Origin of the sequence: Xanthobacter autotrophicus, from assembly GCF_029991245.1 — a bacterium.
GTDB classification, from domain to species: Bacteria; Pseudomonadota; Alphaproteobacteria; order Rhizobiales; family Xanthobacteraceae; genus Xanthobacter; species Xanthobacter autotrophicus_C.
On sequence record NZ_JAIVFO010000105.1, the window covers coordinates 1 to 16,368 of the forward strand.

Annotated in this window: 10 protein-coding genes and 1 tRNA gene; 9 read left to right on the forward strand and 2 right to left on the reverse strand. The window is 69.7% G+C overall.

What is annotated here, in order from left to right; genetic code table 11:
- Positions 1–565: 565 nt before the first annotated feature.
- The 9 genes from ahpC (at position 566) to gabT (ending at position 15,020) form a co-directional block, all read left to right on the forward strand.
- Positions 566–1,129, forward strand: coding sequence for an alkyl hydroperoxide reductase subunit C (gene ahpC, locus K9U41_RS16375; protein ID WP_282641926.1), 564 nt, complete (start codon positions 566–568; stop codon positions 1,127–1,129).
- A gap of 150 nt (positions 1,130–1,279) precedes the next feature.
- On the forward strand, positions 1,280–2,869 hold the full coding sequence (ahpF, locus tag K9U41_RS16380; protein WP_282641927.1) for an alkyl hydroperoxide reductase subunit F: 1,590 nt from the start codon (positions 1,280–1,282) through the stop codon (positions 2,867–2,869).
- Between the two features lie 43 nt (positions 2,870–2,912).
- Entirely contained in the window at positions 2,913–3,836 is a 924-nt protein-coding gene (locus K9U41_RS16385; RefSeq protein WP_282641929.1) for a LysR substrate-binding domain-containing protein, read from the forward strand.
- Positions 3,837–4,075: 239 nt separating this feature from the next.
- Complete coding sequence (locus K9U41_RS16390) at positions 4,076–5,971, forward strand: autotransporter assembly complex protein TamA (RefSeq protein WP_282641930.1); 1,896 nt, start codon at positions 4,076–4,078, stop codon at positions 5,969–5,971.
- On the forward strand, positions 5,971–10,254 hold the full coding sequence (locus K9U41_RS16395) for a translocation/assembly module TamB domain-containing protein (protein WP_282641931.1): 4,284 nt from the start codon (positions 5,971–5,973) through the stop codon (positions 10,252–10,254). The genes K9U41_RS16390 and K9U41_RS16395 overlap by 1 nt, the downstream gene beginning before the upstream one ends.
- Positions 10,255–10,423: 169 nt before the next feature.
- A complete protein-coding gene (locus K9U41_RS16400) occupies positions 10,424–11,704 on the forward strand; it encodes an efflux RND transporter periplasmic adaptor subunit (RefSeq protein ID WP_282641932.1) in 1,281 nt (426 codons plus the stop codon).
- Positions 11,701–12,927, forward strand: a complete 1,227-nt coding sequence (locus tag K9U41_RS16405) for an ABC transporter permease (RefSeq protein ID WP_282641934.1) — start codon at positions 11,701–11,703, stop codon at positions 12,925–12,927. The genes K9U41_RS16400 and K9U41_RS16405 overlap by 4 nt, the downstream gene beginning before the upstream one ends.
- Complete coding sequence (locus tag K9U41_RS16410; protein ID WP_282641935.1) at positions 12,920–13,642, forward strand: ABC transporter ATP-binding protein; 723 nt, start codon at positions 12,920–12,922, stop codon at positions 13,640–13,642. Before K9U41_RS16405 ends, K9U41_RS16410 begins: the two co-directional genes overlap by 8 nt.
- 91 nt (positions 13,643–13,733) lie before the next feature.
- Positions 13,734–15,020, forward strand: coding sequence for a 4-aminobutyrate--2-oxoglutarate transaminase (gene gabT / locus K9U41_RS16415; protein ID WP_282641936.1), 1,287 nt, complete (start codon positions 13,734–13,736; stop codon positions 15,018–15,020).
- Positions 15,021–15,329: 309 nt separating this feature from the next.
- Here gabT and K9U41_RS16420 read toward each other — a convergent pair.
- Both K9U41_RS16420 and K9U41_RS16425 read right to left on the reverse strand, forming a co-directional pair.
- Positions 15,330–15,405: transfer RNA gene (locus K9U41_RS16420), tRNA-Asn, on the reverse strand.
- 126 nt (positions 15,406–15,531) lie between these two features.
- The coding region (locus tag K9U41_RS16425; protein WP_282641938.1) for an ABC transporter ATP-binding protein at positions 15,532–16,368 on the reverse strand (837 nt) is incomplete at its 5' end.

Genomic DNA, 16,368 nt, shown 5'->3' on the forward strand with positions numbered 1-16,368 from the left:
CCCCTCCCCAGCCCTCCCCCGCAAGCGGGAGAGGGGGCGACGGTGCTGAGTTTCAAAAGGGTGCTTCACGCGGCGGCGCTACCAAATCCATCGCGGTGCGATGATTTGCCTGCTGCGCAGGAGTCTTGCGCTGGATCCCGGCTCGGCGCTCCGGCTGCGCCGTCGCTGGTCCGGGACGCCAAGCGCCGTTCGGCGGGGATTGCGTTCCACCCGCTCTCTCAGCCGATTTCCCACCCGTCATCCCCCGGCTTGACCGGGGGATCCATGGACGGGCCGGGCCGGCTCTGCGACAGCTGGCAAAGCACCGGTGTCGCAGGACGCGGCCGCCTTTCCCAGCGTAAATTGCGCGCAAATGTCGCACCGCACCTTCGGCCGCGCCTCTGCTTTTCCCGCCGGCCCGTTTCACGGGCTTTCGCCGCGAAATGAAGCGCTTGGGCGTCTTTATGATAGTTAAAATCTATCAATATCGACAATCTTATCTATTTCATTTATCCCTAGCTCGGCCTTATGTTGCGTCGCGAAGGCCCTAGCCTCTCGCACCGCAACAGCCACCCAAGGAATTGCCATGTCCCTCGTCAATACTCCGGTCAAGCCTTTCAAGACCACCGCTTTCAAGCAGGGCAAGTTCATCGACGTGTCCGAGGCGGACCTCGCCGGCAAGTGGTCGGTGTTCTTCTTCTACCCGGCCGATTTCACCTTCGTGTGCCCCACCGAGCTGGGTGATCTCGCCGATCACTACGAAGACTTCAAGAAGCTCGGCGTCGAGGTCTACTCGGTCTCCACCGACACCCACTTCACCCACAAGGCGTGGCACGATTCGTCCGAGACCATCGGCAAGGTGCAGTACGCCATGCTCGGTGACGCCAACGGCTCCATCACCAACAACTTCGAAGTGATGCGCGCGGGCCAGGGCCTCGCCGATCGCGGCACCTTCATCGTGGACCCCAACGGCATCATCCAGGCTGTGGAAGTCACCGCCGAGGGCATCGGCCGCGACGCCTCCGAGCTTTTGCGGAAGATCAAGGCTGCGCAGTACGTCGCCTCCCATCCTGGCGAGGTGTGCCCCGCCAAGTGGCAGGAAGGCGAGGCGACCCTCGCCCCCTCGCTCGACCTCGTCGGCAAGATCTGAGGCACGTTCGGGTCCTTCCATTGGGGAGGACCCATCCCCTCCGCCGCGCGCTCTGCGCGTGGCGGATTTAGGGTGGCATCTTCCGCGCGTCCTGCGCGCGTCGGATGCAAAGCACCTTGTTCTATTCCAAGCATTCGTCGGAGAATTGCCATGCTCGACACAGCCATGAAGACCCAGCTCAAGGCGTATCTGGAGCGGCTGGTCCGGCCCGTCGAAATCACCGCCTTCGTGGATGATGGCGCGAAGTCGAAGGAGATGCTGGAGCTGCTCTCCGACATCACCGACTGTTCCGCCAAGGTCACCGTTGCCGAGCGCCGCGATGGCGATGCCGCCGGCGCCCGCGTGCCCTCCTTCGCCCTGTCGAGCCCCGGCGAGAGCATCGCGCTCACCTTCGCCGGCCTGCCCATGGGCCATGAATTCACCTCGCTGGTGCTGGCGCTGCTGCAGACCGGCGGCTATCCGCCCAAGCTGGAGCCGGAGGTTATCGAGCAGATCAAGGCGCTGGACGGCGACTTCACCTTCGAGACCTATTTCTCCCAGTCCTGCCAGAACTGCCCGGACGTGGTGCAGGCCCTGAACCTCATGGCCGTGCTGAACCCGAAGGTCCGCCACGTGGCCATCGACGGCGCCCTGTTCCAGAAGGAAGTGGACGCCCGGCAGGTCATGTCGGTGCCCACCGTGTATCTCAACGGCGAAGTGTTCGGGCAGGGCCGCATGGGCGTCGAGGAGATCGTCGCCAAGCTGGACACGGGAGCAGCCGCCCGCGACGCCAGGCGCATGGCCGAGATGAACCGCTTCGACGTGCTGGTGGTGGGCGGTGGCCCGGCCGGTGCCACGGCGGCGGTCTATGCGGCGCGCAAGGGCATCCGCACCGGCGTCGCCGCCGAGCGCTTCGGCGGTCAGGTGCTGGACACCATGGCCATCGAGAATTTCATCTCCGTGCCCTACACCGAGGGGCCGAAGCTTGCCGCAGCGCTGGAGCAGCACGTGCGCGAGTATGAGGTGGACATCCTCAATCTCCAGAAGGCGGTGAAGCTGGTGCCCGGCGCCGACATCATCGAGGTGGAGTTCGCCAACGGCGCCAGCCTGCGCTCCAAGACCGTGATTCTCGCCACCGGCGCCCGCTGGCGGCAGATGAACGTGCCGGGCGAGGACACCTATCGCAACAAGGGCGTGGCCTATTGCCCCCATTGCGACGGCCCGCTGTTCAAGGGCAAGCGCGTGGCGGTGATCGGCGGCGGCAATTCGGGCGTGGAAGCGGCCATCGATCTTGCCGGCATCGTCGCCCAAGTGACGCTGATCGAGTTCGACAGCGCCCTGCGCGCCGACGATGTGCTCCAGCGCAAGCTCAAGAGCCTGCCCAACGTCACCATCCTCACCTCGGCCAAGACCACCGAGGTGCTGGGCGACGGGCAGAAGGTGAGCGGCCTCGTGTACGAGAACCGCAACACCGGCGACAAGGTGAAGGTGGAGCTGGAAGGCATCTTCGTGCAGATCGGCCTTCTGCCCAACACCGAGTGGCTGAAGGGCGCGGTGGAGCTGTCCCCGCGCGGCGAGATCGTGGTGGATGCCCACGGCCAGACCTCGGTGCCCGGCGTGTTCGCCGCCGGCGACTGCACCACGGTGCCCTACAAGCAGATCGTGATCGCGCTGGGCGAAGGCGCCAAGGCCTCGCTCTCCGCCTTCGATCACCTCATCCGCTCCAGCGCGCCGAAGGAAGAGGCGGTGAAGGCCGCGTGAGCGGCCGGGCCGGCTCTGCGCTCCCCTCGCGGCTGGCCCCTTCATGGGGCCGCCCGCGATGACCCTGCGCGAACTGCAATATCTTGTCGCTCTGGCCGACCACCGGAATTTCCGGCGGGCGGCCGAGGCGTGCCTCGTCAGCCAGCCCACCCTCTCCACCCAGCTGCGCAAGCTGGAGGAGGAACTGGGCGTGCCGCTGGTGGAGCGGGCGCCGCGACGCGTCATGCTGACCCCCGCCGGCCGCGAGGCGGTGGAGCGGGCGCGGCGCATCCTCGACGAGGTGGAGCAATTGAAGGAAGGCGCCCGCCGCAGCTGCGCGGCGGAGGCCGGCGCCCTCAAGCTCGGCGTGTTCCCGACGCTGGGCCCCTATCTTCTGCCCCATGTGGTGCCGCTGATCCGCGCCCGCTTCCCGGACCTGGAGCTGCTGCTGTTCGAGGAGAAGAGCGCCGCCCTCATCTCCCGGCTGAACTACGGCACGCTGGATGCGGCCTTCCTGGCGCTGCCGGTGCATGACAGCCAGTTCCACACCGAGTTCCTGTTCGAGGAGCCCTTCCTCCTCGCCGTGCCGGGCACCCATGCCCTTGCCAGCCGCGACGAGCTCTCCATCACCGAACTGTCGCGCTACAATCTGATGCTGCTGGAGGAGGGCCACTGCCTGCGCGATCAGGCGCTGGACGTGTGCCAGCTGGCGGGGGCGCGGGAGAAGTCGGAATTCCGCGCCACCAGCCTTGAGACCCTGCGCCAGATGGTGGCGGCGGGGGTGGGCATGACGTTGCTGCCCATGCTGGCGACCCGCAATCCGGCCCAGCCGGCCGAGAACATCCACCTTCTGGAATTCAGCGATTCCAAGCCCAGCCGGCAGATCGCCCTGCTCTGGCGCAAGACCTCCGCCATGGGCCGGCTTCTGGCCGACGTGGCGCAGGTGTGCCGCGCCCTGCCGCAAGAGCTGCTGGCGCCGCGGCACTGACCGGCGGCCGGAGCCGGGCCCCTCTCCGCTTGCTCTGCCTGCGTGGTAATTGCTTAAGGCTAAATGGGCTACAGGGTGGCCTTGGGTCAGGCCATCGTGTAGGCTAGTTTGTGACAAAAAGATCACATCTATGCCGCAACAATGGCTAAAACTGAAGGCGTCGGGCAGGGTTGGTGGCGATATTCGGATTACATTATTGGACCCGGCTGCGTCCGTTACTGCTTGTCGCCGTGGCCGTAGTGCTTTCGGCTGCGCCCTCGCATGCGCAGAACGACGACTTCTTCGGTTCGATCGCCGCGTTGTTCAATCCGAATCCGACCTCCCGCCAGGCGCCTGTCATCGACGCCACGCCCTATACTTTGAACATTGAGGTGCAGGGCGGCGACAGCGGCCTGAAGAACGCCGTGACCCAGGCCTCCAACCTTGAAAGCCTGAAGGATCGTGCGCCCTCCGGCGCCGCCGGCCTGGTGCGCCGCGCGCTCTCCGATTTCGAGCGCATCACCGCCGCGCTCTACGGGGAAGGGCGCTATGGCGCCACCATCCGCATCACCGTCGCCGGCATGGCGCCCAATGCCCCCAACATCTTCGACGTGGTGGAGCGGGCCCGCAAGGCCGGCCCGGTGCCGGTGCGGGTGGACGTGGACCCCGGCCCGCCCTTCCTCTTCGGCGATATCCGCATCCTCGACGCGGCCACCCGCCGCCCGCTCGCGGACGGCCCCAGCCTGCGCGCCCTCGGCCTGGAGCCGGGCGAATCGGCGCGAGCCGATCGGGTCACCCGCGCCGAGGCGGTGCTGGTGGATTTCTGGCGCGAGCGAGGCCACCCCTTCGCCCGGCTTGCCGGCAAGGACGTGGTGGCCGACCACGCCACCACCCGGCTCAACGTCACGCTCCTGATCGAGACCGGGCCGGTGGCCACCTTCGGCACCTTCACGGTCTCGGGCGCCGATTTCCTGCCGCCGAACTTCATCGAGGAGCGGGTCGAGATCCCGCCCGGCACGCCCTATTCGCCGGATCGGCTGACCCGCCTGCGCAAGCGCCTCCTGACCTTTCAGTCCATCGCCAGCGTGCGCATCCGCGAGGGCGAGCGGCTGGATGCCCAGGGCCGGCTGCCGGTCTATATCGAGGTGCGCCCGCGCGATCCGCGCTACGTGGGCTTCTCGGCCAAATATTCGAGCACGGATGGCTCTTCCATCAACGGCTTCTGGGGGCACCGCAACCTGTTCGGCGGCGGCGAGACCCTGCGGCTGGACGCCTCCGTGTCGTGGTTCGGCGGGGTGCCGGAGGCGGTGCCCAATGCGGACCCGTTCGGCTACAAGCTCGCCGCCAGCTTCGTGAAGCCCGGCATCTGGACCGCGCAGGACGACCTCATCGCCAATGCCGCCATCCTGCGCGAGGTGACCAACGCCTATGTGCGCGAGGGCGTCGTCACGCTGCTGGCCGTGCGCCACCGCTTCGACGACCAGCTCTCCATGCAGGTGGGTATCGACTTCGAGGACGGGCAGGTGGAGGACACCACCGGCATCTACAATGCGCTGATCACCGGGATCCCGGTGGACGTGTTCTACGACACCACCGACAACGCGCTCGATCCCTCCCGCGGCATCCGCCTCAACGCCACGGTGGAGCCTTTCGCCTATCTCGGCGACAGCGGCGCCGGCCCGGTCATGCTGAAGGCGGCGCTTTCGGCCTATCACGCCTTCGACGACGACCGGCGCATCATCCTCGCCGGCCGGGTGGCGGCTGGCAGCCTCGTGGGGGTGTCCGACCTCTACAACGTGCCGCCGCAGCGGCGCTTCTATGTGGGCGGCGGCGGCTCGGTACGCGGCTACGATTTCCAGTCGGCCAGCCCGCGCAATGCGTTCGGCCAGATCGTCGGCGGCCTCTCCTTCTTCGAGGCTTCGGCGGAAGTGCGCGTCCGCATCACCGATACCATCGGCATCGTGCCCTTCTTCGACATGGGCTCGGCCTTCGCGAGCGAGTATCCTGACTTCAACGGCTTGAAATACGCGGCGGGCATCGGCCTGCGCTACTACACGCCCATCGGGCCGCTGCGGCTGGATTTCGCCGTTCCCCTCAATCCCGGCCCCGATGACGGGTCGTTCGGCGTCTATGTCAGCCTGGGGCAGGCCTTCTGATGGCAATCTTGCGCACCCTCGCCAAATGGACCGGCCTCGCGCTCGCGGCCGTGCTGGTGCTGCTCGCTTTGGCGTTCGGCGCCATCCAGACCCCGCCGGGCAAGGCGCTGCTGGAGCGCGTGGGCTCGGCGCTCGCCTCCTCCAACGGGCTGAGGGTCGAGGTTTCCGGCATCACCGGCTTCGTGCCGGCCACCATGGCGGTGGCGCGCATCCAGCTCTCCGACGCCAGAGGGCCCTTCGCCGAGGTGGAGAACCTGAGCCTCGACTGGAACCCCCTGTCGCTCCTCTTCGGCACCCTCGACATTAATGCCGCCGGCGCCACCCGCGTGGCGCTCCAGCGCAAGCCCGAGCTGCCGCCGGCCCCCCCGGAAATCCAGAGCACCAGCGGCGGCGGCTTCGCCTTGCCGGTGCGGGTCGGGCGCTTTTTCCTCGACGAGATCGTCATCGACGAGCCGGTGCTGGGCCATGCCGCGGTGCTGTCGCTGGTGGCCACCGCCGAGCTGCGCGCGCTGGAGCGGGGCCTGTCGGCCGCGTTCAACCTCAAGCGGCGGGACCAGCCGGGCAGCCTCACCGGCCGCCTCGGATACGTGCCGCAGACCGAGCATCTCGACCTCGACATCACCGCCGAGGAGCCGGCGGGCGGCCTTGTGGCGCGGGCCGCCGGCATCGCCGACCTGCCGGCCATCACGGCGACGCTCAAGGGCGTGGGTCCGCTCGACGCCTGGGATGGCCGCCTCGACGTTGCCGCCGGCACCGCCGCCAAGGTCAACGGTTCGGCGCAGGTGCGGGCTACCGGGGCAGGGCGGCGCGTGAGCTTCACCGCCGAGGCCGACATCGCCCGCCTGCTTCCGGCCCAGATCGCGCCCCTGCTGGAGGGCGGCGTGGAACTCGCGGGCGCCGCCACCATCGACAAGGCGCGGCGCATCGCCATCGAGAGCGCGACGGCCCGCTCCGCCGGCTTCGGCGCCGGCGTGCATGGCACCGTGGATGCGGACGCCATGACGGCCGATCTGGTGTTCGGCCTCAAGGCCGGCGAGGCGGCCCGCTTCGCCGCGCTCGCGCCGGGCGTGACCTGGAAAGCGGCGGCGGTGGACGGCACCCTGAAGGGCGCGTTCGCGGCCCCCGTCCTGTCCGCCCGCGCCACGGCCGAGGGCCTGAAGGGTGCCGGCTATGGCGCCGCCACCGTCGAAATCAACGCCGCCACCCTCCCTGACGCAGCCCGGAACCTGGCCTTCACCCTCGATGGGGCGGCGGACGGTCTTTCCGCCGACGACCCCAAGGTGGCGCAGGCGCTGGGGCGCACCGCCCGCTTCCACGTGGCCGGCGCGCAGCCCAAGGGGCGGGCCGCTGCCGTCACCGGCGCCACCGTGGAGCTGGCCGCCCTCACCAGCCGCTTCAGCGGCACCGCGTCGGCGGAGAAGATCGCCGGCACGCTCAAGCTGGAGAAGCTGGATCTTGCCGCCTTCTCCCCCCTCGTCGGCCGCCGGCTGGCGGGCACGGCGGCGCTGGACGCCACCCTCGACGCCAGCGGCGATCTCTCTCGCGTGGACGCCGCCATCACCGGCGGCACCAAAGATGTGGCCACCGGCATCGCGGCGGTGGACGGCCTGTTCGGCGGCACCACGACCCTTGCCGCCAAGCTGGCGCGGGACGGGCAGAACGCCATCCGCGTCGACCGCTTCAACCTCGCCTCGGACAGCCTGACGGTGACCGCAGACGGCACCATCTCCCGCGCCCGGGCGGACCTTGCGGCCAAGCTCGCGCTCGCGGATGTGGCAAAGCTCGATCCCCGCGTCACCGGCGCGGTGACCGGCGAGGCGGCGTTCCGGGGCAGCCTCGACAATCTCGGCCTCACCGCGCGGCTGCTGATGCCCGCGGGCACCGCCATGAAGCAGAAGGTGGAGGGGCTGAGCCTCGCAGTGACGGCCTCCGACCTCACCGGCAACCCTGCGGCGCAATTCACCCTCGACGGCCGCGTGGCCGGCAAGCCCGCCACCGGCTCCGGCGCCTTCGCCACGCTGGCCGACGGCGCGAAGCAGCTGAAGGACCTTGCAATCGCCATCGGCTCGGTCTCGGCCAAGGGCGACGTGCGGCTCGATGGCAGGGGCCTCGCGGACGGGACGCTGGCCGTCGAGGCCGGGGACCTCAACGATCTCTCGCCCCTCGCGCTCACCGAACTGGCCGGGCGGCTCAATGCCGATGTGCGCCTCGACGCCACCGGCGGCCGCCAGCGGGTGGCGGTGAAGGCCGACGCCGCCAATGTCTCGGCCGCCGGGCAGAGCGTGGGCAGCGCCCGCATCGACGCCACCGTGGTGGACCCGACCGGCGCGCCGGTGCTGGATGGCACGGTACGGCTGCGCGCCGTGAATGCCGGTGGCATGGACATTTCCCAGGCCGACCTCACCGCCAAAGGCGCGGCGGCGGGAACCAGCCTCAACCTCGACGCCGTGGTCAATGGCGCGACGCTGACCACCGCCGGCCTCCTGACCCCGCGCGACGGCACCATCGGCTTCCGCCTCGACCGCCTCAACCTTGCGCGCAGCGGCACCAGCATCACCAATGCCGCGCCGGCGAATTTCCGCTGGTCCGGTGACACCCTCGCCATCGACCGGCTGACCCTCACCACGCGCGGCGGCAGCGCCAGCGTGTCTGGCCGGGCAGGCGCGGCGCTGGCGCTGGACGTGACGCTCACCATCTTGCCGCTGGCGCTGGCGGACCTCGCCGCCCCCGGCCTCGGGCTGTCCGGCACGCTTTCGGGTTCCGCGCGGCTCGACGGGCCGGCGGCGGCGCCCACCGGCACCTATTCCCTCACCATGGCCCGCGTCAGCACCCGGGATTTGTCGGCCAACGGCATCGGCCCCCTTGATGTCCGCGCCGATGGCCGGTTCGCGGACGGGCGGGTGAGCACGCGGACGACCGTCACCGGGCGCTTCCTGTCGGACGTCACCCTCACCGGCTCGGCACCCTTGGGCGCCGGCGAACTCGATCTCGCGATCCGGGGCGCGCTGGACCTCGGGCTTGCCAACCCCATGCTCGCCACCTCCGGCGCGCAGGTGCGCGGGCGCGCGGCCATCGACGCCACCGTGCGCGGCACCGCCGCCGCGCCGCGGGCGGGCGGCACGGTGCGCATCTCCGGCGCCCGCTTCGATGATGGCGTGAACGGGGTCAACCTCTCCAATATCGAGGGCGTGATCACCGGCACCGATCGCTCGGTGACGCTTTCCTCCCTCACCGCCCGCACCCCCAATGGCGGCAGCCTCTCGGCGCGCGGCACGGTGGCGCTGGAGCCGGCGCAGGGTTTCCCTGGCCGCATCGACGTGGATCTCACCAATGCCGGCCTCGTCAACAGCGACCTGATGCGTCTCGTGGCCGAGGGGCGGCTCGCGGTGGAAGGGGCCTTCGCCAACAATCCGCGCCTCACCGGCCGGCTGGTGGTGCGCCATCTGGACGTGAACATTCCCGACCGCCTGCCCGGCGGCGGCGCGGCGCTGAACGTGCGGCACGTGAACGGCGGCCGCAACTGGAACGTGACCACCAACCGGCCCGGCACCAAGGCCGGGGCCAACGCCCCGCGCCGGAGTAATGCCGGCATGGCGCTGGACCTCACGGTCTCGGCGCCCAACAACGTGTTCGTGCGCGGCATGGGGCTGGAAGCTGAACTCGGCGGCGACCTCAAGGTGGGCGGCACCACCGCCAGCCCGGCGACGCTGGGCGGCTTCGAGATGCGGCGCGGCACCTTCGACGTGCTCGGCCGGCGGCTGAATTTCACCCGCGGCAAGATCACCTTCAACGGCACCACGGACCCGGACCTCGACTTCGTGGCGGAAACCACCGCCAACGACATCACCGCGCAGATCCTGGTCACCGGGGCGGCCTCGCGCCCCGACGTGACCTTCAGCTCCACCCCCACCCTGCCGCAGGACGAGGTGCTCTCGCGCCTGATGTTCGGCCGCTCGGCCGGCTCGCTCACCGGCGCCCAGGCGCTGCAGATCGCCCAGACCATCGCGCAATTCTCCGGCGGTTCCGGGGTGCTCGACCAGATGCGGCGCTCGCTGGGCGTGGACAGCTTGGACGTGGGCACCAATGCCGCCGGCACCGGCGGCCAGGTGGGCATCGGCCGGCGCCTCAACGACCGCATGTATCTGGGGGTGCGGCAGGGCACCACGCCCGGCTCCAGCCAGGTCACGGTGGACATGGACATCACCAAGAACATCCGCCTGCAGGGCGCCACCGGCGCCGACGGCTCCGCCGAGGTGGGCATCGGCGCCCAGTGGGATTACTGAGCGGCGCGGGTCAGGGGAGGGCGATTGCTGCGCTCAAGTTGCGCCATCGCCTTTAACCGGCCTGCAATGCGGACCATGATGCCGGGGCTCGCACCACCGAATCCCGGCGCCCGGCCTTCCCTGATGCGAACAACGCGCGTGCCGCCACGCCGCAACCGTCAGGGATCCCGTGGACCAGCCCGTCTCCGCCGCCAGCACCGCATCGCGTGACCTGCCGCAGGGGGCGGGACATGGCGGCCTCATCGCCGCCCTGTGGCACCGCAAATGGTGGATCGCGGTTCTCGTTCTGGCTCTGGCCGGCGCCGGTTTCCTGCTGCTGCGCTGGCGCGCCGGTCCGGAGGTGGTGGTCTATCCGGTGGTGAAGGCCGAGCTGGTGCGCTCCGTGGTCGCCACCGGTCATGTGGAAACCCCCTACCGCGTGGACATCGGCAGCCAGATCACCGGCACCGTCAAGGACGTGCTGGTGGAGGAGGGGCAGAGCGTGCGGGAAGGCCAGCCGCTGATCGCCCTCGACGGCACCGAGCTGAACTCGGCGGTGGTGCAGGCCGAGGGGGCGGTCGCCCAGGCCGATGCCCGCATGCGTCAGCTGCGCGAGCTGTCCCGGCCCGCCGCCGAGGAAGCGCAGAAGCAGGCCCGCGCCAACCTGGAAAATGCCCGGACCGCCTTCGATCGCGCCGACAAGCTGGCGAAATCCGGCGCCGGCACCCAGGCCACGCTGGACGAGGCCACAAGGGCGCTGAATGTGGCCATGACCCTGGCGCGGACCGCCGAGCTGCAGGTCTACACCACCAGCCCCGGCGGCAGCGACTTCGTGATTGCCGAAACCCAGCTCAGCCAGGCCAAGGCGAACCTCGCCACCGCCCATGCGCGCCTCGGCTACGCCACCATCGTCGCGCCGCGCGACGGGGTGCTCATCACCCGCAGCGTGGAGCGCGGAAGCGTGGTGCAGGCGGGCAAGACGCTGCTGGTGCTGGCGCCCGCCGGCGCCACCCAGCTCGTGGTCCAGATCGACGAGAAGAACCTCAGCCTGCTCAAGGTCGGCGAGAGCGCGCTGGCCTCGGCCGACGCCTATGCGGACCAACGGTTTCCCGCCAGCCTCACCTATATCAACCCCTCCGTGGACATCACCCGCGCCTCGGTGGAGGTGAAGCTCACGGTGCCCGATCCGCCCGCCTATCTGCGGCAGGACATGACGGTGTCCGTGGACATTGCGGTGGATCGCCGGCCGGATGCCGTGGTGGTGCCCGCGCGCACCGTGCACGGCCCCACCTCGGCGGCGCCCTTCGTGCTGGTGGTCCGGGACGGGCGGGCGCGGGAACAGAAGGTGCGCCTCGGCCTGCGGGCCGGCGACCAGGTGCAGGTGCTGGAGGGGCTCACCCCCGGCGAGGAAGTGCTACCCGTGGCGTCGGGGGTGCGCGCCGGCCAGCGCATCCGGCCGGTGCCGCGATGAACCGCTGGCTGCCGTTCGAATGGATCGCCGCCCTGCGCTTCCTCGGCGAGGGCCGCATGCAGACCGCCTTCATCCTCGGCGGCATCACCATCGGCGTGGGGGTGATCGTGTTCATGTCGGCCATGCTGGCCGGGCTCCAGACCAATTTCATCAAAAGGGTGCTGACCTCCCAGCCGCAGATCCAGCTGTTGCCGCCGGACGAGGTGGCGCGGCCGCTGCGCTTCGATCCGGGGGTGATCGAGGGTGCGCTGGTGCAGAAGCCGTCCCAGCGCATCCTCTCCATCGACCAGTGGCAGTCCATTGCGGTGGCCATGCGGGCGCGGCCGGACGTGGTGGTGGTGGCGCCCACGGCGTCCGGCTCGGCCCTCGCCGTGCGGGGCGATGCCAGCCGCTCCATCTCCATCACCGGCATGGAGCCGGAGCAGTATTTCCGCATCGTGCGGGTGCCGGACTATCTGGTGGCGGGGGAGGCGCGGCTCGGCACCGATGACATCCTGGTGGGCACCGAGCTGGCCAAGGATTTGGGCGCGGGCGTCGGCGACAAGCTGAACGTGACCACCGCCAACGGCAGCGGGCGCATCCTCACCATCACCGGCATCTTCGATTTCGGCAACAAGGGCGCCAACGAGCGCAACACCTATGTGGCCCTGCGCACCGCCCAGAGCCTGCTCAACCTCATCGGTGGCGCCACCACCATCGACATGACCGTGACCGACACCTACGCCGCCGAGGACATCGCCCGCGACATCGCCGCCGTGGTGCCGGTGGAGGCGGACAGCTGGATCACCACCAACGCCCAGTTCTTCACCGCGGTGCGGGCGCAGCAGACCTCCAACACCCTGATCCGGCTGTTCGTGGGCATCTCGGTGGCGTTCGGCATCGCCGCGGTGCTGGTGGTGTCGGTGATCCAGCGCTCCAAGGACATCGGCATCCTGCGCGCCATGGGCGCGTCGCGGGGGCGGATCCTGCGGGTCTTCCTCATCCAGGGCGGGGTGCTCGGGCTGGTGGGCTCGGTGCTGGGCTCGGCGGCCGGCGCGGGGGCGCTGATCCTCTGGCACCACCTGCTGCGGCAGGTGGACGGATCGGAGCTGTTCCCGCTGATGCTGGAGCCCAGCCTGTTTGCGGCCGCGGCGCTGCTGGCGACGCTGACCGGCGTGGTCGCCGGCCTTGCCCCGGCGGTGCGCGCCGCCAGCATCGATCCGGTGGAGGCGATCCGTGGCTGACGTGCTGGCGCTTCAGGCGATCCGCAAGTCCTACGCCATCGGCACCCCGGTGGAGACCGAGGTGCTGCACGGCATCGACCTCACCATGCGCGCCGGCGAGTTCGTGGCGCTCATCGGCCCGTCCGGCTCGGGCAAGAGCACCCTGCTCAACATCATCGGCCTTCTGGACAGCCCCACCTCCGGGCGCCTCGAGGTCACCGGGGCCGACACGACGCAGCTCGACGATGCCGCGCGCACGCGGCTGCGCGGCCACGCCATCGGCTTCGTGTTCCAGTATCACTACCTGATCTCGGCCTTCACGGCGGCCGAGAACGTGATGATGCCCATGCTGGTGGACCAGGGCCGCGCCGACCGGCGGATGGAGCAGCGGGCCGACGAGCTGCTGGACTGGGTGGGCCTGAGCCGCTGGCGCAACAACCGCGCCACCAACATGTCCGGCGGCCAGCAGCAGCGCGTCGCCATCGCCCGGGCGCTGGCCATGGAGCCGGCGCTGGTGCTCGCCGACGAGCCCACGGGAAACCTCGACACCGCCTCCGCCGACAGCGTGTTCGCGCTGCTGCGCCGGATCAACGCCGAGCGGGGCACCACCTTTCTCGTGGTCACCCACAACATGGCCCTTGCCGAGCGCTGCGACCGCATCGTCGAGCTGGTGGACGGCCGGATCAACGCCGAGCGCGCCGGACGCGCCGAGCCGGGAGCTGATTCCGCACGCTGAGGCCGGCGGGTGGCGGGCGGCACCCGATCAATCCCATACCCGCGGAACGCAATCGCGTCTTATCCTGAGGCAACAATCAAGGAGGAGCGCCATGTCCGAGAACGCCGCGCTGCAGGCCCGTCGAACCAAGGCCATTCCCCGGGGCATCGCCACCGCCTATCCAGTTTTCGCGCAGAAGGCGGAGGGGTCGGAGGTCTGGGACGCCGACGGCTCGCGCTACATTGATTTCGCCGGCGGCATCGCCGTGCTCAACACCGGTCACCGCCACCCCAGGGTGCTGGCGGCGGTGCGCGCGCAGCTCGACGCCTATACCCACACCGCGTTCCAGATCGTGCCCTACGAGCCCTATGTGGCGCTGTGCGAGAAGTTGAACGCCATCGCCCCGTTCTCCGGCGCGGCCAAGTCCATCCTGTTTTCCACCGGCGCCGAGGCGGTGGAGAATGCGGTGAAGATCGCCAGGGCCGCCACCGGCCGCACCGGCGTCATCGCCTTTTCCGGTGGCTTCCACGGCCGCACCGCGCTGACCATGGCGCTCACCGGCAAGGTGCTGCCCTACAAGAAGAAGTTCGGCATCTCCCCGCCCGGCATCTTCCATCTCCCGTTCCCCTGCGCCGACCATGGCGTGAGCGTCGCCGACACGCTCAAGGCGCTCGACTATCTGTTCCGCGCCGACATCGGCCCGCAGGATGTGGCGGCCATCATCATCGAGCCGGTGCAGGGCGAGGGCGGCTTCCTGCCGGCGCCCGCCGAGCTGCTCGTGGCCCTGCGCCAGACCTGCGACGCGCACGGCATCTTGCTGATCGCCGACGAGGTGCAGACCGGCTTTGCCCGCACCGGCCGCATGTTCGGCATCGAGCATTCGGGGGTCGAGCCGGATCTCGTCACCGTCGCCAAGTCGCTGGCCGGCGGCTTTCCCCTCTCGGGCGTGATCGGCCGGGAGGCGATCATGGATGCGGCCGAGCCCGGGGGCCTCGGCGGCACCTATGCCGGCAATCCCATCGCCTGCGCTGCAGCGCTCGCCGTGCTGGAGGTGATCGACGAGGAGAGGCTGGTGGAGCGCGCCAACGCCATCGGCGCCCGCATCAAGGACGCCCTCGCCCGCATGGCGTTGCGCAACGATGCCGTTGCCATCGGCTCGATCCGGGGACCGGGCGCCATGGTCGCCTTCGACGTGGTGAGGAAGCGCGGCACCGTGGAGCCCGACGCCGATGCCGCCAAGCGCGTGACCCAGGCGGCGCTGGCCGACGGCCTGATCCTCATCACCTGCGGCGTCTACGGCAACACCATCCGCCTCCTGAACCCGCTGACCATCACCGACGCGCTCCTCGACGAGGGGCTTGGCAAGCTGGAGCGGGCGCTGGTGGCGGCCGCAGCCTGAACCGCGGGATTTTCGACCAGCAGTCCGTGCCAGGCAGGACTCATCAAGGCGCCGGCCATCGTCGACGGCGCCTTCGTGACGGCGCCGTCGACGCGCGCGGGCTTCGCCGGGCGCGCTAGCTCGTTGCAACGGGCGATCTGCAGGGGCGCGGCCCCGTTTCCTCGGCCCTTTGGCGCGTGCCAAGGCTCAAGTGGCGGCCTGCGATGATCTGAGACGGTGGGGCGAGGCCGGACCCAGTCGCATATCACGCGCCGCGCTGCCGAGCCTTCGCTCCGCTGGCGCCCTATGGCGTGCTGTGCGGGGTGGAAATGGCTCCCTGAGCAGGACTCGAACCTGCGACCATTCGATTAACAGTCGAACGCTCTACCAACTGAGCTATCAGGGACCGTGGGTCTTGCGACCGAGGCGGGCGATATAGCAACCGCTTGCCCGCTTGTGAAGTCGAAACGCGCATTTTCTGCGCCCGCATTGCCGCACCCGGTCCGCGAACCGGGTGCAAAGCCTTGTAAAATCAGGCGTGGAGACGCGCACCGTCGGTCTCGCCGAGATTGTCCACAGGCGCGTCGGCGCTGCCGTCGGCGCCCTCCTGCTGCTTCTGCTCGTGCGCGAACTGGGCGAAATAGAAGCCGTAATAGCGGCCACGCCGGGCGATCAGCTCGTCATGGGTGCCGTGCTCCACCACGCGGCCGTGCTCCACCACGCAGATCTTGTGGGCGCGCACCACGGTCTGCAGGCGGTGGGCGATGACGATGGTGGTGCGCTGGTGCTGCAGCTCGTTCAGCGCCCGCTGCACCAGGGCTTCCGATTCGGAATCGAGGGCGGCGGTGGCCTCGTCCAGAAGCAGGATGGGCGCGTTCTTCAGGAAGGCCCGGGCGATGGCGATGCGCTGGCGCTGGCCGCCGGAGAGCTGGGCGCCGTGCTCGCCCACCGGCGTGTCGTAGCCATTCTCGAAGCCCATGATGAAGTCGTGGGCGTGGGCCGCGCGCGCCGCCGCGACGATCTCCTCGTCGGTGGAGCCGGGGCGGCCGAAGCCGATATTGTCCTTCACCGTGCCGGAGAACAGATACACGTCCTGGCTCACCAGGGCGACGTTGGCCCGTACCGACGAGCGCGTGACGCTGCGGGCATCGATGTCGTCGATGAGCACGGCGCCGCCCTGCGGGTCGTAGAAGCGCTCGATGAGGTTGATGATGGTGGTCTTGCCGCCGCCGGACTGGCCCACCAGGGCCGTGGTCTGGCCCGGCTCGGCCACCAGGTCGAGGCCACGCAGCACGTTTTCGCCGGGGCGATAGCCGAACACCACCTCGCGGAACTCCACCCGGCCGCGGGGGCGGGGCAGGGCCGGCAC

What these genes read in the sequence shown, in the direction of transcription:
- ahpC (WP_282641926.1), top strand. Translation starts at nt 566, where the DNA reads ATGTCCCTCGTCAATACTCCGGTCAAGCCTTTCAAGACCACCGCTTTC.
- ahpF (WP_282641927.1), top strand. Translation starts at nt 1,280, where the DNA reads ATGCTCGACACAGCCATGAAGACCCAGCTCAAGGCGTATCTGGAGCGG.
- K9U41_RS16385 (WP_282641929.1), top strand. Translation starts at nt 2,913, where the DNA reads ATGGGGCCGCCCGCGATGACCCTGCGCGAACTGCAATATCTTGTCGCT.
- K9U41_RS16395 (WP_282641931.1), top strand. Translation starts at nt 5,971, where the DNA reads ATGGCAATCTTGCGCACCCTCGCCAAATGGACCGGCCTCGCGCTCGCG.
- K9U41_RS16405 (WP_282641934.1), top strand. Translation starts at nt 11,701, where the DNA reads ATGAACCGCTGGCTGCCGTTCGAATGGATCGCCGCCCTGCGCTTCCTC.
- gabT (WP_282641936.1), top strand. Translation starts at nt 13,734, where the DNA reads ATGTCCGAGAACGCCGCGCTGCAGGCCCGTCGAACCAAGGCCATTCCC.